Annotated in this window: 28 protein-coding genes; 14 read left to right on the top strand and 14 right to left on the bottom strand. The window is 64.9% G+C overall.

Translation table 11 applies throughout. The features are described from left to right. Window positions 1-698 (bottom strand): hypothetical protein (locus tag RBB16_RS15650; RefSeq protein ID WP_306047051.1); only part of this gene is annotated, 698 nt, incomplete at its 3' end. Window positions 699-854: 156 nt separating this feature from the next. Between RBB16_RS15650 and RBB16_RS15645 the strand changes: the two genes are divergently transcribed. After that, entirely contained in the window at window positions 855-1,544 is a 690-nt protein-coding gene (locus RBB16_RS15645) for a hypothetical protein (protein WP_306047050.1), read from the top strand. 26 nt (window positions 1,545-1,570) lie between these two features. Here the strand turns inward: RBB16_RS15645 and RBB16_RS15640 are convergent, their stop codons facing one another. After that, the gene (locus RBB16_RS15640) at window positions 1,571-2,149 is read right to left on the bottom strand and encodes a lytic transglycosylase domain-containing protein (protein WP_371931257.1); all 579 of its coding nucleotides are present in this window, start codon (window positions 2,147-2,149) and stop codon (window positions 1,571-1,573) included. A 167-nt stretch (window positions 2,150-2,316) separates the two neighbouring features. Here RBB16_RS15640 and ssb point away from each other — a divergent pair, with 167 nt between their 5' ends. The 4 genes from ssb to trpE all read left to right on the top strand — a co-directional run bounded on the left by ssb (window position 2,317) and on the right by trpE (window position 7,494). Then, window positions 2,317-2,832 (top strand): single-stranded DNA-binding protein, encoded by a 516-nt coding sequence (ssb, locus tag RBB16_RS15635; RefSeq protein WP_306047049.1) that lies wholly within the window; start codon window positions 2,317-2,319, stop codon window positions 2,830-2,832. 27 nt (window positions 2,833-2,859) lie between these two features. Continuing rightward, the gene (locus tag RBB16_RS15630) at window positions 2,860-4,047 is read left to right on the top strand and encodes an aminotransferase (protein WP_306047048.1); all 1,188 of its coding nucleotides are present in this window, start codon (window positions 2,860-2,862) and stop codon (window positions 4,045-4,047) included. A gap of 69 nt (window positions 4,048-4,116) precedes the next feature. Next, the gene (locus RBB16_RS15625) at window positions 4,117-5,976 is read left to right on the top strand and encodes a peptidylprolyl isomerase (RefSeq protein ID WP_306047047.1); all 1,860 of its coding nucleotides are present in this window, start codon (window positions 4,117-4,119) and stop codon (window positions 5,974-5,976) included. Between the two features lie 6 nt (window positions 5,977-5,982). Beyond that, entirely contained in the window at window positions 5,983-7,494 is a 1,512-nt protein-coding gene (gene trpE / locus RBB16_RS15620) for an anthranilate synthase component I (protein WP_306047046.1), read from the top strand. Between the two features lie 4 nt (window positions 7,495-7,498). Here trpE and RBB16_RS15615 read toward each other — a convergent pair whose 3' ends face one another. Continuing rightward, window positions 7,499-8,386: a LysR family transcriptional regulator gene (locus RBB16_RS15615; RefSeq protein ID WP_306047045.1), complete on the bottom strand. Its 888-nt coding sequence runs from the start codon at window positions 8,384-8,386 to the stop codon at window positions 7,499-7,501. A gap of 86 nt (window positions 8,387-8,472) precedes the next feature. Here RBB16_RS15615 and RBB16_RS15610 point away from each other — a divergent pair, with 86 nt between their 5' ends. Then, on the top strand, window positions 8,473-9,099 hold the full coding sequence (locus tag RBB16_RS15610; protein WP_306047044.1) for a class I SAM-dependent methyltransferase: 627 nt from the start codon (window positions 8,473-8,475) through the stop codon (window positions 9,097-9,099). Window positions 9,100-9,166: 67 nt separating this feature from the next. Further along, complete coding sequence (locus tag RBB16_RS15605; protein ID WP_071690311.1) at window positions 9,167-9,574, top strand: hypothetical protein; 408 nt, start codon at window positions 9,167-9,169, stop codon at window positions 9,572-9,574. Window positions 9,575-9,597: 23 nt separating this feature from the next. Here RBB16_RS15605 and RBB16_RS15600 read toward each other — a convergent pair whose 3' ends face one another. From RBB16_RS15600 to RBB16_RS15590, 3 genes are all read right to left on the bottom strand, one after another. Next, on the bottom strand, window positions 9,598-10,443 hold the full coding sequence (locus tag RBB16_RS15600) for a hypothetical protein (RefSeq protein ID WP_306047043.1): 846 nt from the start codon (window positions 10,441-10,443) through the stop codon (window positions 9,598-9,600). Window positions 10,444-10,566: 123 nt separating this feature from the next. Next, on the bottom strand, window positions 10,567-11,364 hold the full coding sequence (locus RBB16_RS15595) for a hypothetical protein (protein ID WP_306047042.1): 798 nt from the start codon (window positions 11,362-11,364) through the stop codon (window positions 10,567-10,569). A gap of 29 nt (window positions 11,365-11,393) precedes the next feature. Further along, complete coding sequence (locus RBB16_RS15590; protein ID WP_306047041.1) at window positions 11,394-11,831, bottom strand: DUF6314 family protein; 438 nt, start codon at window positions 11,829-11,831, stop codon at window positions 11,394-11,396. Between the two features lie 84 nt (window positions 11,832-11,915). On the opposite strand from RBB16_RS15590, the gene purB reads away from it, so the two are divergent. Beyond that, window positions 11,916-13,223 carry an adenylosuccinate lyase gene (purB, locus tag RBB16_RS15585; protein WP_306047040.1) on the top strand — a complete coding sequence of 436 codons (1,308 nt, stop codon included), beginning with the start codon at window positions 11,916-11,918 and terminating at the stop codon, window positions 13,221-13,223. A 111-nt stretch (window positions 13,224-13,334) separates the two neighbouring features. Here the strand turns inward: purB and RBB16_RS15580 are convergent, their stop codons facing one another. After that, window positions 13,335-13,742 (bottom strand): universal stress protein, encoded by a 408-nt coding sequence (locus tag RBB16_RS15580; protein WP_306047039.1) that lies wholly within the window; start codon window positions 13,740-13,742, stop codon window positions 13,335-13,337. Window positions 13,743-13,911: 169 nt separating this feature from the next. Here RBB16_RS15580 and RBB16_RS15575 point away from each other — a divergent pair, with 169 nt between their 5' ends. The 4 genes from RBB16_RS15575 to RBB16_RS15560 all read left to right on the top strand — a co-directional run bounded on the left by RBB16_RS15575 (window position 13,912) and on the right by RBB16_RS15560 (window position 16,501). After that, window positions 13,912-14,073, top strand: a complete 162-nt coding sequence (locus tag RBB16_RS15575; RefSeq protein WP_306047038.1) for a hypothetical protein — start codon at window positions 13,912-13,914, stop codon at window positions 14,071-14,073. Window positions 14,074-14,179: 106 nt separating this feature from the next. Further along, window positions 14,180-15,088, top strand: coding sequence for an N-acetyl-gamma-glutamyl-phosphate reductase (gene argC, locus RBB16_RS15570; protein WP_306047037.1), 909 nt, complete (start codon window positions 14,180-14,182; stop codon window positions 15,086-15,088). Between the two features lie 90 nt (window positions 15,089-15,178). Then, window positions 15,179-16,237 carry a FliG C-terminal domain-containing protein gene (locus RBB16_RS15565; protein WP_306047036.1) on the top strand — a complete coding sequence of 353 codons (1,059 nt, stop codon included), beginning with the start codon at window positions 15,179-15,181 and terminating at the stop codon, window positions 16,235-16,237. A gap of 81 nt (window positions 16,238-16,318) precedes the next feature. Further along, on the top strand, window positions 16,319-16,501 hold the full coding sequence (locus tag RBB16_RS15560) for a hypothetical protein (protein WP_306047035.1): 183 nt from the start codon (window positions 16,319-16,321) through the stop codon (window positions 16,499-16,501). Window positions 16,502-16,507: 6 nt separating this feature from the next. On the opposite strand, the gene RBB16_RS15555 is transcribed toward RBB16_RS15560, so the two are convergent. The 6 genes from RBB16_RS15555 to RBB16_RS15530 form a co-directional block, all read right to left on the bottom strand. Beyond that, window positions 16,508-17,287, bottom strand: a complete 780-nt coding sequence (locus tag RBB16_RS15555; RefSeq protein WP_306047034.1) for a gamma-glutamyl-gamma-aminobutyrate hydrolase family protein — start codon at window positions 17,285-17,287, stop codon at window positions 16,508-16,510. A gap of 115 nt (window positions 17,288-17,402) precedes the next feature. Then, window positions 17,403-17,825: a heme-binding protein gene (locus RBB16_RS15550; RefSeq protein WP_306047033.1), complete on the bottom strand. Its 423-nt coding sequence runs from the start codon at window positions 17,823-17,825 to the stop codon at window positions 17,403-17,405. A gap of 113 nt (window positions 17,826-17,938) precedes the next feature. Continuing rightward, window positions 17,939-20,035 (bottom strand): malate synthase G, encoded by a 2,097-nt coding sequence (locus tag RBB16_RS15545; protein WP_306047032.1) that lies wholly within the window; start codon window positions 20,033-20,035, stop codon window positions 17,939-17,941. Between the two features lie 118 nt (window positions 20,036-20,153). Further along, window positions 20,154-21,638 carry an FAD-binding domain-containing protein gene (locus RBB16_RS15540; protein ID WP_306047031.1) on the bottom strand — a complete coding sequence of 495 codons (1,485 nt, stop codon included), beginning with the start codon at window positions 21,636-21,638 and terminating at the stop codon, window positions 20,154-20,156. 42 nt (window positions 21,639-21,680) lie between these two features. Continuing rightward, a complete protein-coding gene (locus RBB16_RS15535; RefSeq protein ID WP_306047030.1) occupies window positions 21,681-22,370 on the bottom strand; it encodes a YafY family protein in 690 nt (229 codons plus the stop codon). Window positions 22,371-22,373: 3 nt separating this feature from the next. Next, window positions 22,374-22,751: a VOC family protein gene (locus tag RBB16_RS15530; protein ID WP_306047029.1), complete on the bottom strand. Its 378-nt coding sequence runs from the start codon at window positions 22,749-22,751 to the stop codon at window positions 22,374-22,376. A 135-nt stretch (window positions 22,752-22,886) separates the two neighbouring features. Between RBB16_RS15530 and pepN the strand changes: the two genes are divergently transcribed. Continuing rightward, window positions 22,887-25,457 carry an aminopeptidase N gene (gene pepN / locus RBB16_RS15525; protein WP_306047028.1) on the top strand — a complete coding sequence of 857 codons (2,571 nt, stop codon included), beginning with the start codon at window positions 22,887-22,889 and terminating at the stop codon, window positions 25,455-25,457. Window positions 25,458-25,524: 67 nt separating this feature from the next. Further along, entirely contained in the window at window positions 25,525-25,923 is a 399-nt protein-coding gene (locus RBB16_RS15520) for a hypothetical protein (protein WP_306047027.1), read from the top strand. On the opposite strand, the gene RBB16_RS15515 is transcribed toward RBB16_RS15520, so the two are convergent. Next, the gene (locus RBB16_RS15515) at window positions 25,920-26,582 is read right to left on the bottom strand and encodes a lytic transglycosylase (protein ID WP_306047026.1); all 663 of its coding nucleotides are present in this window, start codon (window positions 26,580-26,582) and stop codon (window positions 25,920-25,922) included. The genes RBB16_RS15520 and RBB16_RS15515 overlap by 4 nt on opposite strands. Window positions 26,583-26,606: the final 24 nt, after the last annotated feature.

Below are 26,606 nucleotides of genomic sequence, written 5' to 3'. Positions count from 1 at the left end.
CCCCCGCCCAACAGAAAGCCGCGCAGCAGGATCAACTGGTGCGTGGCCAGCTGCCGGACCTCTGCGCGATCCACCACCCGGATCATGTCCGCAGGCCCGCCCTGCCCTTCGATCACGTAGCCCCCCGGCCCGAAGACCCGCACCGAATTGGGGCGTTCGGCCGGGTCCGGGCGACTGAGGACCGTTGCGAACCTGTCCGACAGCTGCTCCTCGACCGTATCGCGTTCCAGCGGCGCGACCCGGCGGCCATCGTCCCAGGTCACCTGGCAGACCAGCCGGGCCACTGCCTGTTCCGGCCAGGCGCTGGCATCGTCATGCAGGATCGCCGCCTGCCGCATCAGCGGAAAGACACGCGGGTCAGAGCTTGGCAGCTCCTGCAATCGCTCCAGCGTGATCCGCCCGTAGCGGGCGCAGGTCACAAATCCGCCATGGGCGTTTGTGCCTGCGATGTGCAGACCGAAACGACCTTCGAGTGACCAGTAGTACAAATCCCCGATGCTGGGGCCGGGCTGCGCGGGCTCTGGCATCGGAATGAACAGCGGCAAGGCTCCTGCCAGTTGCCGTTCGACCGCATCGCGCTGCTGAAAGGGGGCTTGCGCGATATCCAGCAAAGCGCCCAGATCCGGCGGCGGGGGATCGGCCCTGAGCGGGCCGGTCAGGAGGGCAAGCAACAGAAGGGGCGCGGTCAGGCGTAGCATAGCGACGATTGTGGCGCAGCCTGACGCGTCCGTACAGCCTCAAGGCCGGCGACGGCTTAGTGACGGAATCGACTTGGCAAATCATTGCATTGCACGCCAGACTGCGCCAATTGCGGCGCGCCGCGTTCGCAGTCCTTGCCCCATTCCCGAGGATCCATGCCCGGCTTTTCTGACGGTTCCGTTTTCTTCGGCCTCCTTGGGGGGCTGTTTGCCATCATCGTGGCGCATGGGCGCGGCGGCATCTCGTTTCGGCGGGTGCTGCTTGTCGCGCTTGCCTCGGCCTATGTGCTGCCCCACCTCCTTGCGTGGGTCCAACCCTATTGGCGGGCATCGCCCTGGCTGCCCGAGATCACCGGGGGCATGGCGTTTCTGGGCGCGTGGTTCGCGCTTGCGGCGCTGACCCTGTTCGAACGAAAGGGCCAGCCCCGCAGGGTGCCGATCTGGGCCGGACTGCTGTTCGCCATCTGCATGGCCTTCGCGGTTCCCGTCCTGCTGGACAGTCTTACCGGCGCGTATCAGCGCCCCTCGCTCAGGGCCGATGTGAACGGCTGCGTACGCTATACGCCGGGGGCCGAGGACAATCTGGATGCCACCAATCTCTGCGATCACGAGATCGTCGTGGGCCTGTGCCTGCCCGGCGAAGAAAACCCCAGCCCCTGCGCACAATCCATCGTTCTGGCCCCCGGCGGCTCCGCCTCGCTCGATCGCGCAGCTACACAGTTGTCGTCGGTGCCCGGAAATCCCAATGGCTACACGCTGGTGGCCTGCCGCCCGCCACACCGCCCGTCACGCATGACCCGCACCACCGGGCGCGGCTATGACGGTGTCTGCCTGCCCGGGGACTGACGCGGCAGGCTGTTCTGGCGCGATGGTCAGGCGCCCAGGATCGCACGGACATATTCCTGCGTCTCGGCATAGGGCGGCACGCCATCATGGGCCTCGACCGCCTCTGGCCCCGCATTGTAGGCCGCCAGAGCCAGACGCCAATTGCCGAAGCGGCGATATTGCTGCGCCAGGTAGCGTGCGCCACCGTCGAGATTTTCATTGGCGTCATGCGGATCGACCCCAAGCAGCGCTGCCGTATCCGGCATCAATTGCGCCAGACCGATGGCTCCCGCGTGGCTCAGCGCATCCAGATCCCACCCGCTTTCCTGCTGCACGAGCCGCAGGAACAGATCCTCGGGGATGCCATGACGGCGCGCGGCGGACCGGGCGACCTCCAGCCAGGGGCCATTGTAGCTGCCATTGTAATAGGGAATGGTCTCCTCGGCCTCGCTGTCGGGGCGCAGCCGGTCGGAAAACTCGTACTGGGTGGCCGCGCGGCTGTCGAGCAGGTCCAACTGTTCGCTGAACCGGCTCAGGCGGTCGGAACTCAGGCCTTGCGCCAGCGCCCCTCCTGCGGTCCCGCAGATCATGGCAAATACATAAAGACAGGCTTTCGCAGGCACCATGCGCCCTCGCTTCCTTTGCAACTCGCCGCAATATACGGAAAAGACGCGGCATTTCCAGCTTGCCCCTGCCCGCTTGGCAATCCCCCGCGCATTTGGGTTTTCTTAAGCATGTTGCGGTGATCTAAGCTGCGTCACAACGTGAGATTCGAAAACTACGGGGAGAGATCATGGCTGGGTCCGTCAACAAGGTCATTCTGATAGGCAATCTGGGACGCGATCCCGAGGTTCGGTCGTTCCAGAATGGCGGCAAGGTCTGCAACCTGCGCATCGCCACCAGTGAAACCTGGAAGGACCGAAACACCGGCGAACGGCGCGAGCGGACCGAATGGCACTCCGTCGCCATCTTTTCCGAGCCCCTCGCGCGGATTGCCGAGCAATATCTGCGCAAGGGCTCCAAGGTCTATATCGAGGGGCAGCTTGAAACCCGCAAATGGCAGGATCAGTCCGGCCAGGACCGCTATTCGACCGAGGTCGTGCTGCGCCCCTATCGCGGGGAACTGACCCTGCTGGACAGCCGCAGCGATAGCGGCGGTGGCGGCGGCTACGGCGGCGGCGGACAGGGTGGCGGCTATGGCGGGGGTGGCGGCTATCCCGATGACCGTGACGGCGGCTATGGCGGCGGTGGCGGCAGCCAGGGTGGCGGTGGCCGCTCGAACGATATGGATGACGAGATCCCGTTCTAAGCCACAAGACAGACGACGAGGCGCGCCATGCATGTGCTGAACCCCAGATTCGCGGCCACTTTCCCACCCCCGGTGATGGAGGCGCGGCGCTGGCTGGATGGGGTCACCTTTCCCGCAGACCGGCCGCTGATCAACCTCAGCCAGGCCGCGCCCGTCGATCCCCCGCCCGAAGGGTTGCGTCAGGCCATGGCCGAAGCGCTGCTGACCCAGGCCGACAGCCATCTCTATGGTCCGGTTCTGGGGCGCGAGGAACTGCGCGCCGAATTGGCCGCGCAGTGGTGCGACGGCTATGGCGGCACGGTGCGGCCCGATCAGGTGGCGATCACATCAGGTTGCAATCAAGCGTTTTGCGCGGTCATGGCGACGCTGGCGGGGGAAGGTGACGGTGTGATCCTGCCGACCCCCTATTATTTCAACCACAAGATGTGGCTGGATATGACGGGGGTCGAGGCGCAGTTGCTGGCCACCGGCGAAAGCCTGATCCCCGACCCGGACGCCGCAGAGGCGCTCATCACCGAGCGTACCCGCGCCATCGTGCTGATCTCGCCCAACAATCCGGGCGGGGTGGAGTACCCGTCCGAAACAATGGCCGCCTTCCGCGACCTCTGCCGCCGCCGCAAGATTGCGCTGATCGTCGATGAAACCTATCGCGATTTCCATTCGGTCGAGGGCGCGCCGCATGATCTGTTCACCGATCCCGACTGGGACGACACGCTGATCCAGCTTTATTCCTTCTCCAAGTCCTACCGCCTGACGGGCCACCGCGTGGGTGCCATCGTGGCCAGCCCCGAGCGGCTTTTCGAGGTGGAGAAATTCCTAGACACCGTCGCCATCTGCCCCAGCCAGGTGGGCCAGATCGGCGCGCTTTGGGGGATGCGGAACCTTGGTGAGTGGCTGGCGGGCGAACGGCTGGAGATCCTCAATCGCCGCGCCGCCATGGAAACCGCCTTTCAGCGGCTGTCGGGATGGGAACTGCTCGGCTGCGGGGCCTATTTCGCCTATGTGCGCCACCCGTTCGACATGCGCTCGGATGAGGTTGCCAAGGCGATGGTGTCGAAGGCGGGCCTTCTGACCCTGCCCGGCACCATGTTCGGCCCCCTCAAGCACGAAGGCGGATCGGGACAGGCCGAAACCACCCTGCGCATCGCCTTTGCCAATGCGGATGCCGCCGGTTTGGCCGAAGTTGGGCACAGACTTTCCCAGCTTTCCCTCTAGGCCCCTTGCCCCCCCTGCCATGACCCCCTAAACCTGCGCTTCAGAGCCAGATCAAGGGAGATATCCGGCATGGCACGACGCGCAGGCAAACGGAAGCTGTCAGACTATTTCGTCTGGGCCATTCTCGCCCTTCTGATGTTTGGGCTTGCAGGCTTCGGCATCGGCAATTTCGGCAACTCCGCCGTTCAGGTCGGCTCGGTCGGCAATGCCTCGATTTCGGCCAATGCCTATGCCCGTGCCATCCAGGCGGAACTGCGTGCGCAGGCGGCGGAAGGCGGCCCTTACCAGACGCTCACCGATCTGCGCAACGCAGGCCTCGACCGTGCCATTCTGGAGGGCCTCGTCGCCCGCGCCGCGCTGACCCATGAAGCCGGTGAAATGTCGCTGTCCGTGGGCGACGGAGAGGTTGCGCGCCAGATCACCACGACCTCCACCTTTCAGGGCATCGACGGCAATTTCGACCGCTCCGGATATGAACTGGCGCTGACACAAGCGGGCTATGACGTAGAAGAATTCGAGGAAACCATCCGCGAGGATGTGTCCCGTTCGATTTTGCAAGCCGCCGTCATCAGCGGGCTTCCGACCCCGGACAGCTTTACCGAGATCATGGTCGCCTATCAGACCGAAACCCGCAGCTTTACCCTCGCCCGCGTCACCGAAACCGACCTGACCGCCGGTCTGGCTGCCGCGACGCCCGAGGAATTGCAGGAATATTACGACGAAAACGGCCAGCGCTTCGAACGGCCCGAAAGCCGGACGATCTCCTACGCCTGGATCACCCCTGACATGATCATGGATGAGGTCGAGGTCGACCCCGCAGCGATCCGCGCGCTTTATGACGAACGCATCGCGGAATATGTGCAGCCCGAACGCCGCCTGCTGGAACGGCTGGTCTTCCCCAGCCAGGAAGAGGCCGATGCCGCCCGCGCCGCGCTGGATGCCGGGGAAACGGACTATGACACGCTGGTCGAGGACCGGGGTCTGACGCTCGACGATGTCGACCTTGGCGAAACCGCGCCGGGCGACCTGTCTGCCGCCGCCGCCGAGGTGATCTTCGCCGATACCGAAAGCGAGATCATCGGCCCGCTCGAAAGCCGTTTCGGCCCGGCGCTCTTCCGCATCAACGCGGTGCTGGACGCGACCGAGGTGCCCTATGAGGACGCCGCCGAGCATCTGCGCGCCGAACTGGCCGAAGATGCCGCCCGCCGCGCCATCGACGACATGCTGGAGGATCTTGACGACCTGCTGGCCGGGGGCGCGACACTGGAGGAGCTGGCCGAGGAAACCGACATGCAGTTCGGCACCATCGACTGGTTCGACGGCATGGATCAGGGCATCGCCGCCTATGACAGCTTTGCCGAGGCCGCCGCCGCCGCGCAGGACGGCGATTTCCCCGAGCTTCTGGGGCTGTCTGACGGGGGCCAGTTCGCCCTGCGCCTTGACGCGGTCGTTCCGCCGTCCATCCCGCCGCTGGAAGAGATCGAAGCCGAAGTCGCCGCCGCCTGGCGTGCCACGCAGTTGCGCATCCGGCTGGAGGAACGCGCCAATGCGATCCTGGCAAACCTCGCCCTGACCGGCAGCCTTGAGGATCAGGGGCTTGCGCTGACCAATGAGGACCAGATCCGCCGTCAGGATTTCATCCCCGACGCGCCGCCCACCCTCGTGCCGCAGGTGTTCCAGCTGGACGCGCCCGGCGACATGGTGGTCATCCCCGGCGCCCGCGCGGCCTATATCGCCCGGCTCGACAGCATCAACCAGGGCACCCGTGGCACGCCGGAAGTGGCGGCGTTGCAGGGGCTGTTCGGGGCGCAGATCGCCAATTCCATCGCCGCGGATGTGTTCGAAGCCTTCGGTCAGGCGCTGGAAACCGAGATCGGCATCTCTCTCGATTCCGCCGTCATCAACGCCGTCAACGCACAGTTTCCCTGAGGCACCATGGCACTGACCCCGTCCTTCGAGGCATTCGACCAAGGCTGGTCGCAGGGCAAGAACCAGCTGGTCTATACCCGCCTCGCCGCTGATCTGGATACGCCCGTGTCGGTGATGATGAAGCTCGCTGATGCCGGCCGCGACAGTTTCATCCTCGAATCCGTGACCGGGGGCGAGGTGCGCGGGCGCTACTCGATCATCGGCATGAAGCCCGACCTGATCTGGGAATGCCGGGGTGAGGACAGCCGTCTGAACCGCTCAGCCCGCTATGACCGGGATGCGTTTGATCCGTGCAGCGAACCGCCGCTCAAGGCGATCCGGTCGCTGTTGGCGGAAAGCGCCATCGACATTCCCGACGATCTGCCCGCCGCCGCTGCGGGGCTGTTCGGCTATCTCGGCTATGACATGATCCGGCTGGTGGAGCATCTGCCGAATGTGAACCCCGACCCTCTGGGCCTGCCCGACGCGGTGCTGATCCGGCCTTCGGTCATCGCGGTACTGGATGGCGTCAAGGGCGAGGTCACCGTGGTGTCGCCTGCCTGGGTGGGTGGCGGATTGTCCGCACGCGCGGCCTATGCGCAGGCCGCCGAACGGGTGATGGACGCGGTGCGCGATCTGGAACGCGCCCCAACCACAGCCGCCCGCGAAATGGGCGAGGCCCATGCGGTGGCGGAGCCTGTATCGAATTTTGCGAAGGCAGACTATTTCGCCGCCGTTGAAAGGGCCAAGGACTACATCCGTGCGGGCGATATCTTTCAGGTCGTGCCCTCACAGCGCTGGACGCAGGATTTCCCGGAACCGCCCTTCGCGCTTTACCGCGCGCTGCGCCGCACGAATCCCTCGCCCTTCATGTTCTTCTTCAATTTCGGCGGCTTCCAGGTGATCGGGGCCAGTCCCGAGATCCTCGTGCGGGTCTTCGGCGGCGAGGTCACCATTCGCCCGATCGCGGGCACCCGTCCCCGTGGCGCGACGCCCGAGGAAGACAAGGCGCTGGAACTGGACCTGCTGGCCGACCAGAAGGAACTGGCCGAACACCTGATGCTGCTGGATCTGGGCCGCAACGACACCGGGAAAGTGTCGAAGATCGGAACCGTCCGCCCGACCGAGGAATTCGTGATCGAACGCTATTCCCACGTCATGCATATCGTGTCGAACGTGGTGGGCGAACTCAGCGATGATCACGACGCGCTGTCTGCCCTGCTGGCGGGGCTGCCCGCCGGAACCGTGTCCGGCGCCCCCAAGGTCCGCGCAATGGAGATCATCGACGAGTTGGAGCCGGAAAAGCGCGGCGTCTATGGTGGCGGCGTGGGCTATTTCAGCGCCGGTGGCGACATGGACATGTGTATCGCGCTGCGCACGGCGGTTCTGAAGGACGAAAAGCTCTATATCCAGGCGGGCGGCGGCGTGGTCTATGACAGCGACCCCGAGGCCGAGTTCCAGGAAACCGTAAACAAGTCCCGCGCGCTGCGCAAAGCAGCCGAGGAAGCGAGCCTGTTCTCCGGTCGCCGCAACAGCTGAGCCGCTATCCCAGCTCCTCCGCCAGCATGTCGAACACCACGCGAATGCGGCGGCTGTTGCGCAATTCCCGGTGTGTCACCAGCCAGTTCGGGAAGGTGATGGGGGCAAGCCCCTCGATCTGCAGGCGTTCCACCTCTGGCGTGCCTGCGGCCACAAGGTCCGATCCCACGCCGACACCAAGGCCCCGCCGCACCATTTCCCAGGCGACGACCGAATTCAGCGTGCGGATGGGGAAGTTCAAATGGCTGACCGGGATACCGCGCTTGTTCAGTTCCATGACCATCCGTTCGGGCCGGTCGATACCGATCATCTCAAGTTTTTCCAGATCGGCCATGGTCGAGGGCCGCCCGTTCCGGTCCAGCCATTCCTTTGACGCGTAGAAACTGCCCGTCCCGTCACGCAGGCGTTTGCCGATCAGCTCCGGGTCGTCGGGCCGCATGTGACGGATGGCAATGTCCGCCTCTCGCCTGCGCAGGTCCGATACCCGGTTTTCCGCAACGATTTCAATGGTCAGCCCAGGGGCTTCACGGCGCAGCCGCTTCAGGATATCGGGCAGGATATAGGCGGCATAGCCATCGGCGACCGAGATGCGAACTTCGCCCCGCACCTCCTGCACATGGCCCGCCGCCGACAGCGAAATCCGGTTCGCCGCCTCGCCCATGGCGCGCACATGTTCCAGCAGGTCCATCCCGGCCTGTGTCAGGATCAGGCTTTTGCCGACGCGCTCGAACAGCGTGATATTCAGGCTTTCCTCCAGCGCCGAAACCTGCCGCCCGAGCGTCGGTTGCGTCAGCCGCAGGGCCCGCGCCGCGCCTGACAGCGTGCCCTCCTCCACCGTGGCGAGGAAGGCGCGGACCTGGTTCCAGTCGAAAGAGATCGCCGCCCAATTCATGCATATCCGTATAAACCGACTGCGAATTTCTGCAATTTCTTTTAGACTGCCTGCCCGATACCTCCTGCCGTCAAAGGAGACACGCCATGACAGCCACCGCCACCGCCTTCTGGGACAAGATCGCCCCGAAATACGCCGCCCAACCGGTGAAAGACATCGCCGCCTACCAGGCAACGCTCGATCACACGCGCAGCTATCTCAAACCCGGCGACCGGGTGCTGGAGATCGGCTGTGGCACAGGCAGCACCGCGATTGACCTCGCCCCTGCCGTCGCGGATTACGTGGCCACGGATGTCTCGGGCAAGATGGTCGAAATCGGGCGGGAGAAATGCCGGGACGCGGGCCTGCAAAACCTCAGCTTCCAGCGCGCAGCGGCGGATCAGGGGGTGTTGCCGGAGGGGCCGTTTGACGCGGTGCTGGCCTTCAATGCTTTGCACCTGCTGGATGATCTCGATGCGGGGCTAGCGGAAATGCATGATCGTCTGGCGCCAGGCGGGCTGCTGATTTCCAAGACAGTGTGCATCGGCGGGGCGTTCTCGCCATTCCGGCCGATCATCGCGGCCATGCAGCTGTTCAACAAGGCCCCGCATGTGCTCTTCCTGACCGCCGACAAACTGCGCGCGCGGATCGAGGCCGCCGGGTTCGAGATCACCGATGTGCAGGATTTCAACAACTCCGCCAAGCGCCCCTATTTCGTGGCCCGCAAGCGCTGACAGGCTTTGACAGTGTCGCGCCCCGTTTCTAGATTGGCCACCATTGGCCAGACCGGCGGGGCGTTTCATGTCAGAGTTACCAGAGTTCTACTTCCGGGTCCGCGAAAACGGCGCGGCGGTGTATCGGGTCGACACCCAGAACCGCCAGCGGCGTATCGAGATGAATGAGATCGCGGTCGTGAATATCAAGAATGGCCGGGTGAAGCCCCATGGCGACCATGTTCTCACGCCTGAGGAAACCCGCGTCATCGCCGACTGGATGGCCGAGCGCGAGGCGCTGCTGGCCCGGCGCGACCTCGATGACATCCACCGCACCATCGACCACCTGAACCTGACCGCCCAATGGGCGCAAAGCCGCGCCGATGACGCCGCTTTGGAAGACGTCACCGACCGGCTGCTGATGGCCATGCACGACCTGCGCAGCGTGCTGGTGCGCAAGAAGGCCGACCGGCTGATGAAGGGCGACAAGGGTTAGGTGACACCTGCCGCCCTGCCCGGTCACTCGTTTCCGAAGAACTGCCCCGGCGCGGTGATCGAGTAGCTGGGCTGCCCGCCGGTCGTCACCATCACCTCAAGGCAGTTGCCCGGACCATCGGTGATCATGAACGGATGGGTGACATAGCTGTCGATGGTCATCGATTCCCCGGCATTCAGCCCGCCCATATCGACGAAGTTGCCGTTGTAGTCGATCCAGACAACGCCGCGATAGCCATCGGTCATGTTGGTCAGGGTAATCTGCTGCGGCATGTCGCCGGTATGCGACAGGACCTGCCCCAGCATTTCACAGCCATGGGCATGGTCGGCAGGCGGCGGCAGGTCGCCTCCGGTTGTACCCGCCACCGGATCGGCGCAAGCCGTGAGGAAGCTGTCGAGCGGGCCGGCAACGCCGGCGGTGCGTATTTCGATCCCCTGCCCGCCGGGAATGGCGTAGCTCAGGAAATCGCGGGCGCGCATGAGGTTGAACAGGGCATCGTCCAGCTCCAACGCCAGTTCGACGCCGGTCACGCCAAACTCGGCATTCACACCGATGATCGTGCCGTCCAGGATCGTTCCCGCCCCGGCCCCATCGGTGAAGGAGAGCGAGACAGGCGCGCCATTGGGCAGACCCGCCGTATCGGCCACGATCTGAACAGAGGCATAGGTGCCACCCGCGCCGATCTGGCAGCTTGCGAAGAATTGCAGGTCATCGGTTTCGGGCACGCCATAAACCAGCGAGACATGGGACTCGAACGGGTTCTGGGCAAGGTCGATATAATCCTGCCAGAGATAGCCCTGCTGAGCATGGGCGGTAACAGAGGAAAGCGCCACGGCAGCGCTGGCGAGGATCAGGGGAAGACGGGTCATGGAAAGGCTTTCTGCTGTGAAGGTCTGGATAATGACTCGCACCCTAGACCAGCTTCAAACGGATAGATAGTGTTATTTTAACACATTTCGAGAAATGTTGCGTCATCCGGCACTTGCCAGCCATCAGTTGGGGATATCGTAGCGATCCTGCCCGGCCTGCGGCACCATCACGTCCTGACACACGCCATCCATATCCGTGATCAGCCAGGGATGGGTCAGATAGCTGTCGATCGTCACCCAAAGCCCCGGCTCCACAATCGCGATCTGCGTGGGCTGGCCCTCGTAGTCGATCCAGAACAGCACCCGCGCGACATTGCCAGGGTTGGAAAAGGTAACCTGCTGCGGCACGTCACCGGACATCGACCGTGCATTGCCATAGGTGTCGCAGCCAAGCGGCGCGGCGGGGTTTGCCGGGGGCGTATTGGGCGACAGGGCCGAACACTCACTGACGAACCGGCTGATATCGCCCCGGCCCGGCCCCGTCGGCAGCGCGATCCCCTGCTGGCCCGCCAACTGAAAGGACAGGCCCGACCCGTTCTGAAGCACCGAGAAGAAAGGATGCGACATCGGCAACTCGACCCGCGCGCCTGTGTGGCCGGTCTCCCACGCAAAGACCTGTGCCGGAATTTGCAGCGGCGCCTGACCGGTGGACGCAACCGACACCGTGACAGGGCTGCCATGCGGCATTGCGCCGGTATTGGAGAAGAAATCCACATGCGCCGTCGACCCTGCGGACCCGGCATTGCAGTTCAGGCTGAACTGGACAATGTCAGTATGGGCCACGCCATAGTCGAGTGAGATCGACGGCGGTTCGCCGGGCACCGGCGTCCAGCTGGTATAGACCCATTCCATCCCCTGCGCCGCAGCATGGCCTGCCCATCCAACGACCACCACACAAAGGCTCATTCCCAAAACACGCATGACCCAACCCCCTTATTCCTTACCGCAGATTAACGTTCCGGCACGCCCCCGCAACCGGTGACGCGCGTATAATGGCTCTCCATCACGTAATCCTTGCGCGGGCCTGAGACCTGCCAGACAGCGCTCCACCCTGGCCAGGCGCTGAAATCATAGCGCACATGGTAGAGATCCGGGGGGCAGTCATGGCGGGTCTCAAGCGCATTGGCCGAGAACCAGTGAAAGGGCCGCCCGTCCTCGAAAAACACCGCGATCCCGCCTGCCTCTTCGCGCCATGTGTAGCGGCGTTCGGCATTCAGGGGCGGGCCATCCCCGTAGTGAAGGCGGCCCGTCTCGGTCAGAACCAGCCCGCCCTGCCCCGGCACGAACAGCGCGTCGCCCTCCAACCGCCCGGTCAGCCCGGCGCGGGCATCGTCGATCCGGCGGCTCAGACGCCAGCGACCTTCGAAATCGGCAAGGCAAAGCCCCATCCCTGCGACACCCCTTAGCTTGTGGTCAGGTTCCTCTGCCCTTAAGAGGACGCCAACTCCTCCTCAAAGGCAAGGCTGCGCCCCATGATCCCCCGTTATTCCCGCCCCGAAATGGTCGCCATCTGGAGCCCGGAAACCAAGTTCCGCATCTGGTACGAGATCGAGGCCCATGCCTGCGACGCGCAGGCCGATCTGGGTGTCATCCCACGCGAGAATGCGGAAGCCGTCTGGAAGGCCAAGGATGTGGAGTTCGACGTCGCCCGTATTGATGAGATCGAGGCCGTCACCAAGCATGACGTCATCGCCTTCCTCACCCATCTGGCTGAGCATGTGGGCAGCGACGAGGCACGCTTCGTGCATCAGGGCATGACGTCCTCGGATGTGCTGGACACCACGCTCAACGTGCAGCTCGTGCGTGCCGCCGATATCCTTGTTGCGGATGTGGAGGCGCTGCTGGCAGCGCTCAAGCGCCGTGCCTATGAACACAAGGACACTATCCGCATCGGGCGCAGCCACGGCATCCACGCCGAGCCCACCACCATGGGGCTCACCTTCGCGCGCTTCTACGCCGAGATGGACCGCAACCTCAGCCGCCTGCGCGACGCGCGCGCCGAGATCGCCACCGGCGCCATTTCCGGCGCGGTCGGCACCTTCGCCAATATCGACCCCGCCGTTGAAGAGCATGTCTGCGACAAGATGGGGCTGGTGCCGGAGCCGATCAGCACCCAGGTCATCCCGCGCGACCGTCATGCGATGTTCTTTGCCACGCTTGGCGTCGTGGCCTCCTCGATCGAGAACATCGCCATCGAGATCCGCCACATGCAGCGCACCGAGGTGCTTGAAGCGGCCGAATTCTTTTCGATGGGCCAGAAGGGCTCGTCGGCCATGCCGCATAAGAAGAACCCTGTTCTGACCGAGAACCTGACGGGCCTCGCCCGGCTGGTGCGCATGGCGGTCATCCCTGCGATGGAAAACGTGGCGCTCTGGCATGAACGCGACATCTCCCATTCCTCCGTCGAACGGATGATCGGCCCCGATGCCACGATCACGCTCGATTTCGCGCTGGCACGCCTGACCGGTGTGATCGACAAGCTGCTGGTCTACCCGCAGAACATGCTCGACAACATGAACAAATTCCCCGGTCTGGTCATGTCGCAGCGCGTGCTGCTGGCGCTGACCCAGGCCGGTGTTTCCCGCGAGGACGCCTATCGGCTGGTGCAGAGAAACGCCATGAAGGTCTGGGACCACCGCACCGATTTCCGCGAGGAATTGCTGGCCGATGACGAGGTTCGCGCGGCACTGTCGGAAGACGAGATCAACGAGAAATTCGATCTCGGGTATCACACCAAGCATGTGGACACGATTTTCGCCCGGGTGTTCGGCGAAGATTGAGCAAGGCAACCTCGGCAGCTCGCAAACATGCCCGAGCTGCCGCCCAATCAATTGATGCGAAAAAAAGCCCGCCAGTCACCGGACTGACGGGCTTTTTAGTGCCCCGGGTGCCTATCTCACGACATGCACTGCGCAAGGGGCATGCCTGACAACCCGATTGGCAGTCGAACCGATCAGATAGTCGGACAGGCCAGGCCGATGAGAAGCAATCACGATACAATCGACATCATGCTCCTTGGCATAGTCTACGATGGTCCGCCCGGCATGTCCGCGAACAACAACCGGCTTGACGTCCTGCACCCCGCCCAGTTCCGCTTTCAAGGCGGTTGTCAGTTCTGCAAGCAGGGTTTTTCCGTGATCAGGCGGCAGATAGTGCGCGACCTGCGCGGGGACCTCCTCGATCACCGTCAAAGCCGTAATGGTTGCCCCTTCCGACGCCAGAGCACGGGCGATGTCGATCGCCGAAGATGTATCCCGGGAATGATCGAGAGCGATTGGAACCAGCAAGTTTTTGTACATATCAAGCCTCCTCCTATTGCCTTCACGCTATCAATAGGGCCGAACCGGAACATTGACCTAAGTCAATCAACCTTTGCTGTTCACCGTGTTCGCTTTATTCAGGACCCGATCCGTGCTATTAGGTGCTGTAGCTGCAACCTACGCTGCTACGCTTTATCAAGAGGCCCCAATGCGCCCCGCCGCTCTGATCGTTGCCATAGCTCTCGCCCTGTCGCCTGTGGCGGCACTGGCCCAATCGGGCTGCGAGCATGGCGACCGACGAGCGAGCTGCATGGATGGGACGACTTGGGACCCGGTAACGGGCCGCTGCGAGACCTCGGTCAGCAGCTGATCACCCCCAAATACCCCGTGCTTTGATCCGGACAATGCTTTGGCGTTGAGCCTTGTTTCATTTCGCGTTACCTCCCCACCACCACTTGACCACAAAGGAACAGCCCATGACGGCGAAGGTCTTCATCGACGGTGAGGCCGGCACGACCGGCCTGCAGATTCTCGAACGGCTTCAGGGCCGGGCGGATATCACGCTTGTCCAGGTGGAGCATGAGCGCCGAAAGGATGCCGACGCCCGCGCCGAGGCCTTTGCCGAGGCCGACGTGGCGATCCTGTGCCTGCCCGATGCCGCCGCCATCGAGGCCGTTTCGCTGGCCGGTGACTGCCGGATCATCGACGCCTCGACCGCGCATCGGGTGGCCGAGGACTGGGTTTACGGCATGCCCGAACTGCCTGGCCAAGCAAAGGCCATCGCGGGCGCCTCCCGCGTCGCCAATGTGGGCTGCTACGCCACCGGGTCGATCGCGCTGATCCGGCCCCTGCGGGATGCGGGCCTCCTGTCCGAAACCGATGCGCTCGTGCTGACCGGCACCTCGGGCTATACCGGCGGCGGCAAGGCGCTGATCGCGGAATATGACGCGGGCACCGCCCCTGCCTATTTCCTCTATGCCACGGGCCAGAGCCACAAACATGTGCCCGAAATCATGCGCTATGGCCGCCTGACCCGGCAGCCCGCCTTCCAGCCCGCCGTGGGCAATTACGCGCAAGGTATGATCGTGCAACTGCATCTGCATCGTGACGCGATGGCGGGCGCGCCTGATATGGCCGCGCTGGAGGAAGCGTTCCGCGCCTTCTACGCCTCTGCCCGCTTCGTCGATATCGTCCCTGCCCCCGCACGTCTGGATGCGCGGGCGATGAACGGTACGAACCGGATGGAAATCTCGGTTCACGGCAGTGACGAGACCGGGATCATGACCGTCACCGCCACGCTCGACAATCTGGGTAAGGGGGCGTCCGGCACCGCCGTGCAGAACCTCAACCTGATGATCGGTGCGCCCGAAGACGCGGGTCTGTAACGGTCCCATTTTTAGCAAAACCTGCCGCGTTTTCCCCGTGGCGGGTTACCGGCCCTTAACCCCTGTTCTCCGATCCTGCCTGACGGGTGAGTGACAACAGATGTGGGGCAGACCATGCAATTGACGGAACGACTTGTAGACGCGCCTGCGCCGCCATTGCGGATGTCGAATGCCGACAAGGCAGCGGTCATCGTGCGGCTGCTTCTGTCCGAAGGGGCGATGCCCCGGCTGACGGGCCTCTCGCTGCGCCAGCAGGAGGCGCTGGTGCGGCGTCTGGCCGGGCTCGGTCCGGTGGACCGGGACACGCTCTCTGCCGTGGCGCGCGAATTCGCCCATGCGCTCGACAAGCTTGGCCTGACTTTTCCCGGCAGCGTCGCAGGCGCGCTCGACATGGTGCGCGACCACCTGTCGGAAGAGGCGCGCGAGCGGATCGCGGAACTGGCAGAGGGTGACGGCCCGCCCGATCCCTGGCGCCGGATCGCCGCGACTGACCCGGACCGGCTGAAACCCATCCTGGCCCGCGAAAGCGCCGAGATCTGCGCCATCCTGCTGTCCAAGCTGCCGGTCGCCAAGGCCGCTGCGCTGCTGTCTGACCTGCCGGAGGATCGGGGCCATGTGGTCGCCCATGCGGTCGCCCTGACCTCCACCATCGGGCAAGACACCATTGCCCGCGTCGGGCGGTCCCTGCTGGACCAGTTGCAGGCGCAACCGACCCCCGCCTTTGCCAGCGCCCCGGCGGACCGCGTCGGCGCGATCCTGAACGCCGCCGCTGCGGCTACCCGCGACAAAGTGCTGGAAGGTCTCGACGGGGCGGATGCGGATTTCGCCGGGCTGGTGCGCAAGGCGATCTTCACCTTCGAGCACATCCCCAAGCGGCTGGACCAGAAAGACGTGCCCAAGGTCATGCGGGCGCTGGATGCGGAAACCACCACCGTGGCGCTTGCCGCCGCGATGGAGGCCGCGCCGGTGGCCGTCGAGTTTCTGCTGGAAAACATGTCCAAACGCATGGCCGAACAGCTGCGCGACGATGCAGAGGCGCGCGGCAAGGTGCGCGGGGCCGAGGGCGAGGCCGCAATGGCAGAGCTGGTCACCGCCATCCGCGACCTCGCCGATAGCGGCGAAATCCGCCTGATCGAGGACGAGGAGTAGCGCGCACTTGACCGGGACGCGCCGCAGGGATCATCATGGCCCCCCACCCTGAAAGTCCCTTGACCCAAGGAGGATACCGGAATGGGAACCAGCGATCTGATCCAATATGCCCATGCGCTCTACAATGCCCATGGCGACAAGGCCGAGGCGGAGGCAGCACAGAAAGCACTGGCGGAAGAAAACGCCGGGAATGTCGAGGAAGCGCAGAAATGGCGGTCTATTCGCGGTCACATCAAGGAGTTGCGCGGCCCGAAATCGACCTGACGCGGCTCAGGCCACGCCCTTGACCGGCACCGTGCGCCGGCCATCGGCCCAGGCCCGTGCCGCCCGCCCGAACGCCTCGAACAAGGGCCGGGAGACCGGGTCTTCGGCGGCCCGATATTCCGGGTGCCACTGAACCGACAGGGTAAATCCGGGCGCGTCCGCGATATAGATCGCTTCGGGCGTCCCATCCTCGGCCTGCCCGTCGATCACCACCCGCGCGCCGGGGCGTTTGATGCCCTGCCCGTGCAGGGTGTTGGTCATCACCTCACGCGCGCCCATCAACCGGTGGAACGGGCCGCCTTCCGTGAAGCTGACCGTGTGGCGCAGGGCAAATTTCTCCTCCAGCGTGCCATCGGGCGGCATCCGGTGGTTCATGCGCCCCGGCAGATCGCGAATCTCGGGGTAGAGCGTGCCGCCCATGGCCACGTTCACCTCCTGAAAGCCGCGACAGACCCCCAGAATGGGCTGCCCCCGATCGACACAGGCCCGGATCAGAGGCAGGCTGACCGCATCGCGGCAGCGGTCGAAGGCCCCATGCGCCTCGGTCGGGTCCTCGCCATATTCCTCCGGGTGGACATTGGGCCGCCCGCCGGTAAAGAGAAACCCGTCGAAAATCTCCAGCAATTCACCCGTCGCGGCATAGCGCGGATCGGCGGGGATCAGCAGCGGCACACAATCACAGACCTCGGCAATCGCCTCGGAATTCATCGTGCCGCCCGCATGGGTCGGGTACTGATCGTTGATCAGGTGATGGTTGCCGATGATGCCGATGACCGGTCGCCGCATGGATGCCCTCTGATTTCAGCGCTTTCCCAAGCATATACGCCGCCGCGCGCGGCGAGGAAAGCGGCGTCAGCGCACAACCGACCTGCAGACTGTGCGCTGCCTGCGAATTGGGCGCTCATGCAACCGGGCTAAGCCCCGCCGCGATGATGCCAGCCACCGCCGCCTTGGCGTCGTTGTCGGACGTGTCGCCCGTCACGCCCACGGCCCCGATCACGGCGCCCGATGCGTCCTTGACCAGCACACCGCCCGGAACCGGCACCACCTTGCCACCGAAGGCACCGTTCATCGCCGCCATGAAATAGGCCTGGTCCTCGGCCCGCGCCATCTGCGCGCTGCCGGGCATGCCCAGCATCACCGCGCCATAGGCCTTGCCGCGCGCGATCTCGAACCGGCCCGGACTGGCCCCATCCTCACGCTCAAACGCCAGCAGATGCCCGCCCGCATCCAGCACCGTCACCGACAGGGGCTTCAGCCCCAGCTCGCGGCCCTTTTCGCGCGCCACGCGTACCATCGTCTTCGCCTGGTCCAGAGTGATCATGTCCACGCCTCATTAAGGTTAACGGCGCGCCCGCCCCCGTCAGGGGATCCCCGGATGCGCCTTCTTCTTGGCAAAAATACTCAAAACCCCTGAGCCGCCCAAGGGCGCCTCGTTCAGGCAGAGGCCTTCAGTTCCAACCGGCGCCGGTGCAGCACCGGCTCCGTATAGCCCGAAGGCTGCGCCCGCCCCTCGAACACCAGATCGCAGGCCGCTTTGAACGCCACCCCGTCAAACCCCGGCGCCATCGGCCGATAGGCCGGATCGCCCGCGTTCTGGCGGTCCACCACCTCGGCCATCTTCTTCATCGCCTCCATCACGCGGGCCTCGCTGACGATCCCATGATGCAGCCAGTTGGCCAGCGCCTGGCTGGAAATCCGGCAGGTCGCGCGGTCCTCCATCAGGCCCACGTCATGAATATCCGGCACCTTGGAACAGCCGACGCCCTGATCGACCCACCGGACCACATAGCCGAGAATGCCTTGCGCGTTGTTCTCAATCTCCTGGCCGACCTCGTCGTCAGAGAGGTTCCGCCCCTCCATCACCGGGATGGTCAGCAGGTCCGCCAGCGTGCCCCGCGCGCCACCGGCCTTGATCTCCTCCTGACGCGCCAGCACATCGACCTTGTGGTAATGGGTGGCGTGCAGCGTGGCCGCCGTGGGCGACGGCACCCAGGCACAGTTCGCGCCCGATTGCGGATGGCCGATCTTGGCCTCCAGCATCGCGTGCATCCTGTCGGGCATCGCCCACATGCCCTTGCCGATCTGTGCCTTGCCCTGCAGCCCGCAAGCCAGCCCGATATCGACGTTCCGATCTTCGTAGGACGCGATCCAGGGGGTCGATTTCATCTCGCCCTTGGGCAGCATCGGCCCCGCTTCCATGCTGGTGTGGATCTCGTCGCCGGTGCGGTCGAGGAAGCCCGTGTTGATGAAGGCCACCCGATGTTTCGCGGCCCGGATGCATTCCCTGAGGTTGACCGAGGTGCGCCGCTCCTCGTCCATGATCCCCAGTTTGACGGTGTATTGCGGCAGGCCCAAAGCGGCCTCGACGCGGGTGAAGATCTCGTCCGCGAACGCCACCTCTTCCGGCCCGTGCATCTTGGGCTTCACCACGTAGACCGAGCCGGTGACGGAATTGCCGCCGGCTTTGCCAAGGTCATGCATGGCGATGAGCGTGGTCACCATCGCGTCCATCAGCCCCTCGCCGATTTCCAGCCCGTCGCGGTCGAGGATCGCGGGGTTGGTCATCAGGTGGCCCACGTTGCGGACCAGCATCAGTGAGCGGCCCTTGAGGGTCAGCGCCTCGCCCGAGGATGTCACGAACTGGCGGTCGGGATTGAGCGCGCGGGTGAAAGTCTTGCCACCCTTGCTGACCTCTTCGGTCAGGTCGCCTTTCATCAAGCCGAGCCAGTTGGAATAGGCCAGCACCTTGTCCTCGGCATCGACGGCGGCGACGGAATCTTCGCAATCCATGATGGTGGACATGGCGGATTCAAGGATCACATCGGCGATCCCAGCCGGGTCGGATGCGCCGATCGGGCTGCTGGCATCTACTTTGACAATGATGTGCAGGCCATTGTTCTTGAACAGGTATTCTGACCCACCTTCGGAGCTCCCGACGTATTGCGGATGCGCGATCAGCGCGCCCATATCGGTCACGGAGGACCAGCCCCCCTCGACCGGCACGGCCCCGTCGAGAAAATCCTTGGCCCAGGCAATCACCCGCGCGCCGCGCTCGGGGTCATAACTCTTGCCAGCAGGCAGGTCGCCCAAGGCATCGGTGCCATAGAGCGCATCGTAGAGACTGCCCCACCGGGCATTCGCCGCATTGAGCGCAAAGCGCGCATTCATGATCGGCACCACCAGTTGCGGACCGGGCACATGGGCGATTTCGGGGTCGGTTGGGCCGGTTTCCAGCGTGAAATCCGGGCCTTCGGGCACCAGATAGCCGATCTCCTTAAGGAAAGCGGTATAGGCCGCCGCGTCATGGGCCTGCCCGCGCCGGTCAATATGCCAGGCATCGACCTGCGCCTGAATCTCCTCGCGCTTTTCCAGCAGGGCCCGGTTCTTCGGCCCCAGATCGTGCACAAGTCCGCTCAGCCCGGCCCAGAACTCCTCTGCCGAGATACCCGTTCCGGGCAATGCGCGGGATTCGATGAAGTCCACAAGGCGGTCATCCACCTGAAGTCCGTGTTTGTCGCTGCGCGCAGTCATGGCCCTGCCCCTCTTGATCAAATCGCTGCGTATGCGGTTGCATGCCGTTGACCCTGACCTAGTGCGAAAGTTTCCTATGGGCAACAAGCGCGGTCAGAATTCCGAACCAAAAACACTTTCAAATTGGCAAAGACAGTTGCCGCGCGCTGTCCTCCTGCCGTTTCGGCCTGGGTGGGCGCGGCGTGGCGTGACGGGCCAGCAGCGTATCGCGCGTGTCGCGGAATCCCGGCTCGCCGCGCACAGCCCAGACCTGCGCCCGCGCCGCCCGCGCCGCCCTGACCGGATCGACCACCGGCGCCGGATAGGCCCGCCCGAGGAACCGTCCGGCCCCGCCCCAGTCCCACGGTGCGTGCAAATGGGCATCGGGAACGGGCCGCAGTTCCGGCACCCATTGGCGCACGAACCGCCCGTCCGGGTCCTGATCCAGCCCCTGTTTCACCGGGTTATAGATGCGCGGCGTGTTCATGCCGGTCGTGCCCGATTGCATCTGCGCCTGCGGCCAGTGAATGCCCGGCTCGTAATCGGTGAAAAGCCGCGCCAGATGCATCCCCGTCATCCGCCAGCCGAGCCACAGGTGATAGCTCGCCACCGCCATCAGCATCGCGCGCATGCGGAAATTGATCCAGCCGGTATGGATCAGCTGCCGCATACAGGCATCGACGAAGGGCAGCCCGGTTTCGCCGGATTGCCAGGCCTCCAGCCGCACTGCATCGGGCGTGCGAGGGCGTAGGTTTTCATAGAAGGGATGCAGGCAATGGGTCTCGATATCGGGCTGGCTTTCCAGTTTCTGCATGAAGTGGTCGCGCCAGGCCATGCGGGAGGAAAACCCCTTCAGCGCCCGTCTCGGCGCATCGACCTGCCGCCGCCGCACCTCCAGCGCCTGCACCACCTCGCGCGGGGACAGCGTGCCGAAGGCCAAATGCGGTGACAGGCGCGAACAGGCCTCGGGCGCGGTCACGGGTGAAGACATGCCCCGCAGGTAACCGACCGCGCGGCGATCCAGAAAGCTGTCCATCAGGTCAAGCCCGCGCCTGCGCCCGCCCTTCTGCCGCCCCGGACAGGGGTCGAACCGCAACCCCAGATCCGCCGCGTCGGGAATGGCCCCGTGCTCGAGCCCATGTGGTTCCAACCCCTCCGGCATCGCGACCAGCGCCCCGCGCATCGCCTTGTCCCGCCGCCCCTGCCAGCCGCGCCGATGGCTCAGCCCGCGGGTGATGCCGGGCTGTGGCAGTTCCTGCCAGACCACGCCCTGCGCCTGCGCCCACGCGGCAACCCGCCGGTCGCGGGCAAAGGTCCACAGATTGCCGGTCTCCTCGTGACTGACCAGCCGCGTCACGCCATGGGCCGCGCGCAGGCCATCCAGAACCTCCACCGCATCGCCCATCCGCACCAGCAGGGGCGCCCCCAATCGCGCCAGATCGGCCCGCAGGCCTTCAAGGCTTTCGGCCACGAAACGCCATTGCCGGGCGGAACTGTCGGGCAGCGCCCAATAGTCCGGTTCCACGATATAAAGCGGCAGAACGAGGCCCCTGCCGACCGCCGCCGCCAGTGCCGGGTTATCCTGCACCCGCAAATCCCGCTTGAACCAGAGAATCGTGCCCATGCCGCCAATTGGAACATAAAGTGAACATCTGCGGAAGGGGTCTCAGGGCCGGTCGCCGCGCGCCTCCATCATGCGATAGAAATCCTGCAACCGCTTTCCGCGCTCGGGCTTGAAGCTAAGGCCGTCTTCCAGCGCGTCCATGCGATCGAGCCGGAACATGCGGAAATCATCGCGCAGCTCGCACCAGCCCACCAGGGTCCAGCTTGCCCCCCAGAACCACAGCCCCAAAGGCCGCACGGTCCGGCGCGTTGCGGCCCCATGCTGGTCGGTATAGGCGAAGGACAGGCGGGTGGACCGGTCCACCGCCCCTTCCAACCGGTCGATCAGTGCCCGCAAGTCGTCGGACATGCGCCAGCCAATGGCATGGACCTGCACCTGCCCGGCCTTGTGCCGCGCCTCATCCGGCAGAACGGCGCCGATCTTGACCAGCGCCTCCTCTGCCGCGCGCGCCATTCCGGCGCCACCGAAGGCCCGGATCAGCCGGGCCCCAGCCACCAGCGCCGTCACCTCCTCGCGGGTGAACATGAGCGGCGGCAGGTCGTACCCCTCCTCCATCACATAGCCCACCCCGGCCTCGCCATCTATCGGCACGCCGGTCGACTGAAGGTCCGCAATGTCCCGGTAGATCGTCCGGGTCGAGACCTCCAGCCGCTCGGCCAGGGTCTGCGCCGTCACCAGCCGCCCGCCCCGCAGATATTGCACGATCTGGAACAGACGGTCGGCACGGCGCATGGGTCAGGCAGCCTCAAAAAGGCCGATGGAATTGCCATCGGGATCAGTGGCATAGAAGAAGCGGCCCGCCGGGATTTCGATGGCAGGCGAAATCACCTTGCCGCCGGCGGCGGTGACCCGGTCCATCGCCTCTTCCAGCGTGCCTTCGGCGGCCAGATGCACGGTTGGGCCAGTGCCATCGCCTGCGGGTTTGCCTTCATAGAGATGGCCCGCCACCCCGGTCGCAAACTCGGCGGCCTGGAAAATCGCGGTTTCATTCGGGCCCATCTGTTCGCGGTTCAGGGTCAGGCCCGTGACCGTGCCATAAAACGCAACCGCAGCGCTCAGGTCGCTGACCGGGATCTCGATCCAGACAGTGGTATGGGTAGGGGCAAAGCTCATCTCGGTATCCTTTCACATGAGATTATCTGCTGCACCCTGTCTGTCACAGCCCTGCTGACAGCATTCTGTCAGCATCCCCCTTGCGCCTGCCCGCCGCATGCGAAACCCTGTCGCCAGACGAACAGGAGTTCAAATATGCGCGACGCCGCCCCGCAGGCCATTCACCTTGCCGATTACACCCCGCCCAACTGGCTGATCGACCTGGTGGAGCTCGATTTTACCCTCGATCCCAAGGCGACGCGCGTCCGGTCCCGCGTGCGTTTCACCCGAAACCCGGCAGTGCCGCGGGGCGACCTGCACCTTGACGGCGAAAAGCTGACGCTGATCTCCGCCGCGATCGACGGCGAGTCGCTCTCGGAAAACGAATACCAACTGACCGAAACGGCGCTGACTGTGCCCGCCGACCGGCTGCCGGACGACGGCTTTCTGTGGGAGGCGGAGGTGGAGATCGCCCCAGCCGACAACACCGCCCTCGAAGGGCTCTACATGTCGGGCGGCATGTATTGCACCCAGTGCGAGGCCGAGGGCTTTCGCAAGATCACCTATTACCCCGACCGGCCCGACGTCATGGCCCCCTTCACCGTGCGCATCCATTCGCCGATGCCGGTGCTGCTGTCGAACGGCAACCCGGTGGACCGGCACGGGCCGGTTGCCGAATGGCACGACCCATGGCCCAAGCCCGCTTACCTGTTTGCCCTCGTCGCGGGCGATCTGGTGGCCTATTCCGATCATTTCGTCACCATGTCGGGCCGCCCCGTGGCGCTCAATATCTGGGTGCGGCGCGGGGATGAGGACAAGACCCACTACGCCATGGGCGCTTTGAAACGCTCGATGACATGGGACGAACAGGTTTACGGGCGCGAATACGATCTCGACGTGTTCAACATCGTGGCCGTCGATGATTTCAACATGGGCGCGATGGAAAACAAGGGCTTGAATGTCTTCAACTCCAAATACGTACTCGCAAGCCCCGAAACCGCCACCGACCGCGATTACGAGTTCATCGAGGGCATCATCGCGCATGAGTATTTCCACAACTGGACCGGCAACCGCATCACCTGCCGCGACTGGTTCCAGCTCTGCCTCAAGGAAGGGCTGACCGTCTTCCGCGACCAGCAGTTTTCCGGCGACATGCGCGGCCATGCGGTGAAGCGCATCGACGACGTGCTGTCCCTGCGCGCCCGCCAGTTCCGAGAGGATGCGGGGCCATTGGCGCATCCGGTGCGGCCTGAAAGCTTCGTCGAGATCAACAATTTCTACACCGCCACCGTCTACGAAAAAGGCGCCGAGGTGATCGGGATGCTGAAACGGCTGGTAGGCGACGCGGCCTATTACAAGGCGCTCGACCTCTACTTCACCCGCCATGACGGCGAGGCCGCCACGATCGAGGATTGGCTACAGGTCTTCGAGGATGCCACGGGCCGCGACCTTGGTCAGTTCAAGCGCTGGTATTCGCAGGCTGGCACGCCCCGGCTGAGCGTCACGGATGACTTCAAGAACGGCACATACCGGATTGAATTCACGCAGGAAACAAAGCCAACCCCCGGCCAGCCCGATAAGCTCCCGCTGGTGATCCCCGTGGCCATGGGCCTGATCGCCGAGGACGGGACCGAACTGGAACCCACCCGCGTTCTGGAAGTGACCGAACCGCGCCAGGCCTTCCAGTTCCACAATCTTCCGTCACGCCCGGTGCCCTCGCTCCTGCGCGGCTTCTCCGCCCCCGTGATCCTCGATCACACCCCCAGTTTTGCCGACCGCGCCCTGCTGCTGGCCCATGACACCGACCCGTTCACTAAATGGGAGGCGGGCCGCTCGCTCAGCCGTGAAACGCTGATGGCCATGCTGCGCGACGGCACCGCGCCGGAGGCGGCCTATCTCAGCGCGCTTGCCACCGTCGCGGGCGACGACAGGCTCGACCCGGCCTTCCGCGCGCTGGCGCTGGCGCTGCCGTCGGAGGATGACATCGCCCAAGGCTGCGTCGATGCGGGCCTCGTGCCCGATCCGACGCAGATCCACGCCACCCGCAAGGCGCTGTCCAATGCCATCGCAGAGACAGCCCGCGAAACGCTGGAAATACTTTACACCCAGATGGTTACGGACGGACCTTACAGCAGCGACGCAGGCCCCGCAGGCCGCCGCGCCCTGCGCAACACCGCCCTGCGCCTGCTGACCCCGCTGGAAGGCCCGGTTCGCGCCCGTGCGCAATATGACGCCGCCACCAACATGACCGATCAGCTTGCCGCCTTCGCCTGCCTGCTGGAAGCCGGAGACACCGACATCGCCGCGCGCTTCCACGAACAATGGCATGGCGACCGGCTGGTCATGGACAAGTGGTTCATGATGCAGGTTGCCCATGCCACACCCGAAGAGGCCGTGATCCGCGCGAAGATCCTGACGGAACACCCTGATTTCGATTGGAAAAACCCCAACAGGTTCCGCTCCGTCATCGGTGGCCTGACCGCTGCCAACCCGGCAGGGTTCCACGACCCAACGGGCGCGGGCTATGCCTTCCTGACCGACTGGCTGCTCCGGCTCGACAAGGCCAACCCGCAGACCGCCGCGCGCATGTCCACCGCCTTCGAGACCTGGCGCCGCTACGATGCCGACCGGCAGGCCCTCATGCGCGAGCAACTCGACCGTATCGCCGCAACAGACGGGCTTAGCCGCGACCTGGCTGAGATGACAGGGCGGATGCTGACCGGCTGACCGAGTTTTCACGCGCTTTCCCCGGCTTTGCCATGAAAAGGGCCGAATGCGCGGTCATGCTGGCGTCATGAGCAACGGATATACATTTCTGGTACATCAACGCTCCGGGCTGGCCTGGATGGGGCTGGTTTCGGGGCTGGTGATGCTGGCCACGGCCGCGCAACGGGACGCGCCGCTCTGGGTCTGGGCCTTGCTGGCCCCCTGCATCCTGATTTGCGTGTTGCAGATCGCGCTGCGCCCCTCCTATGGCATCGGCTACAGCGCGAGGAACCTCTCGATCTTCAACGGCTTTTCCCGCCAGAACCTGCCGCTGTCGCGCGTCGATCACCTGCGCCTTTCCGATGATCGCGCCGTCATCGTGCTGCGCTCGGGGGCAGAGATTGCGCTGCCCCAACAGGCCCTGCGCAACACCCTTGCGCTGATCCGCGAAACCACGGATCGCGGCATCCCGGTGCGCGCGCTCTAGCCGCTGCAATAGGCCTGTTCCGACACCCAGGCGCGCATGCCTTCGCGCCGCTGGCTGCTGTGAAACGGCCCCCATTCCGCCGCCACGCCCCGCATGCCCCGCGATACAACGCCATCACGCTCCACGTTCTGCGCCATGATCCGCACCGCGCAGCGCAGGTTCGCGGCCCCGTTCATCAGCGCCTCGCCGCTGCCGACGGCACAGCCCCGATAGCGCGCCGTGGCCGGCGCGATCTGCACCAGCCCGAACCAGCGCCCGCCACCTCCAACCGCGTCCGCCCGATGGGTGCTCTCGTACCAGCTCAGCGCCGAAACCAGCCCCGCCCAGAACGCCGCCCGCTGATCGGGGCCAGCATCGGCATAGGCCGGGCACCAGGCTTCGATATCCTCGGGCACCACATTTAGCAGCCCCTCCTGCGCCAGCACCGCCCGAAACAGCGCCGGTCCCCAGGCAGGCCGCGCAGGCGCCTCCATGCCGGGGCGCATCTCGTCCCAGTGCAGGGGGGGAACGGCCAGCGCCGGGCGCGGCAGGGGTGCCGGGCTCGTTTCCGGGGCAAAGCCGGGACGGGGCAGCGGCGCGGGGCTCTCCAGCGGGGCCAGCTCCTGTGACCACACGGGGCCGGACAGGCCAAGCACGAGGCAGAGTATCAGGCCACGCATCTTGCACATCCTTCCCGCTTCCAT

Source organism: Nioella sp. MMSF_3534 (assembly GCF_030732985.1).
In the GTDB taxonomy this organism is placed as follows: domain Bacteria; phylum Pseudomonadota; class Alphaproteobacteria; order Rhodobacterales; family Rhodobacteraceae; genus Nioella.
This window is presented reverse-complemented; position numbering and strand designations above follow the sequence as displayed.

Bases quoted from the DNA above. Each gene is read 5' to 3' on its own strand.
- RBB16_RS15645 (WP_306047050.1), top strand. From the start codon at position 855: ATGCCCGGCTTTTCTGACGGTTCCGTTTTCTTCGGCCTCCTTGGGGGG.
- RBB16_RS15640 (WP_371931257.1), bottom strand. From the start codon at position 2,149: ATGGTGCCTGCGAAAGCCTGTCTTTATGTATTTGCCATGATCTGCGGG.
- ssb (WP_306047049.1), top strand. From the start codon at position 2,317: ATGGCTGGGTCCGTCAACAAGGTCATTCTGATAGGCAATCTGGGACGC.
- RBB16_RS15630 (WP_306047048.1), top strand. From the start codon at position 2,860: ATGCATGTGCTGAACCCCAGATTCGCGGCCACTTTCCCACCCCCGGTG.
- RBB16_RS15625 (WP_306047047.1), top strand. From the start codon at position 4,117: ATGGCACGACGCGCAGGCAAACGGAAGCTGTCAGACTATTTCGTCTGG.
- trpE (WP_306047046.1), top strand. From the start codon at position 5,983: ATGGCACTGACCCCGTCCTTCGAGGCATTCGACCAAGGCTGGTCGCAG.
- RBB16_RS15615 (WP_306047045.1), bottom strand. From the start codon at position 8,386: ATGAATTGGGCGGCGATCTCTTTCGACTGGAACCAGGTCCGCGCCTTC.
- RBB16_RS15610 (WP_306047044.1), top strand. From the start codon at position 8,473: ATGACAGCCACCGCCACCGCCTTCTGGGACAAGATCGCCCCGAAATAC.
- RBB16_RS15605 (WP_071690311.1), top strand. From the start codon at position 9,167: ATGTCAGAGTTACCAGAGTTCTACTTCCGGGTCCGCGAAAACGGCGCG.
- RBB16_RS15600 (WP_306047043.1), bottom strand. From the start codon at position 10,443: ATGACCCGTCTTCCCCTGATCCTCGCCAGCGCTGCCGTGGCGCTTTCC.
- RBB16_RS15595 (WP_306047042.1), bottom strand. From the start codon at position 11,364: ATGCGTGTTTTGGGAATGAGCCTTTGTGTGGTGGTCGTTGGATGGGCA.
- RBB16_RS15590 (WP_306047041.1), bottom strand. From the start codon at position 11,831: ATGGGGCTTTGCCTTGCCGATTTCGAAGGTCGCTGGCGTCTGAGCCGC.
- purB (WP_306047040.1), top strand. From the start codon at position 11,916: ATGATCCCCCGTTATTCCCGCCCCGAAATGGTCGCCATCTGGAGCCCG.
- RBB16_RS15580 (WP_306047039.1), bottom strand. From the start codon at position 13,742: ATGTACAAAAACTTGCTGGTTCCAATCGCTCTCGATCATTCCCGGGAT.
- RBB16_RS15575 (WP_306047038.1), top strand. From the start codon at position 13,912: ATGCGCCCCGCCGCTCTGATCGTTGCCATAGCTCTCGCCCTGTCGCCT.
- argC (WP_306047037.1), top strand. From the start codon at position 14,180: ATGACGGCGAAGGTCTTCATCGACGGTGAGGCCGGCACGACCGGCCTG.
- RBB16_RS15560 (WP_306047035.1), top strand. From the start codon at position 16,319: ATGGGAACCAGCGATCTGATCCAATATGCCCATGCGCTCTACAATGCC.
- RBB16_RS15555 (WP_306047034.1), bottom strand. From the start codon at position 17,287: ATGCGGCGACCGGTCATCGGCATCATCGGCAACCATCACCTGATCAAC.
- RBB16_RS15550 (WP_306047033.1), bottom strand. From the start codon at position 17,825: ATGATCACTCTGGACCAGGCGAAGACGATGGTACGCGTGGCGCGCGAA.
- RBB16_RS15545 (WP_306047032.1), bottom strand. From the start codon at position 20,035: ATGACTGCGCGCAGCGACAAACACGGACTTCAGGTGGATGACCGCCTT.
- RBB16_RS15540 (WP_306047031.1), bottom strand. From the start codon at position 21,638: ATGGGCACGATTCTCTGGTTCAAGCGGGATTTGCGGGTGCAGGATAAC.
- RBB16_RS15535 (WP_306047030.1), bottom strand. From the start codon at position 22,370: ATGCGCCGTGCCGACCGTCTGTTCCAGATCGTGCAATATCTGCGGGGC.
- RBB16_RS15530 (WP_306047029.1), bottom strand. From the start codon at position 22,751: ATGAGCTTTGCCCCTACCCATACCACTGTCTGGATCGAGATCCCGGTC.
- pepN (WP_306047028.1), top strand. From the start codon at position 22,887: ATGCGCGACGCCGCCCCGCAGGCCATTCACCTTGCCGATTACACCCCG.
- RBB16_RS15520 (WP_306047027.1), top strand. From the start codon at position 25,525: ATGAGCAACGGATATACATTTCTGGTACATCAACGCTCCGGGCTGGCC.
- RBB16_RS15515 (WP_306047026.1), bottom strand. From the start codon at position 26,582: ATGCGTGGCCTGATACTCTGCCTCGTGCTTGGCCTGTCCGGCCCCGTG.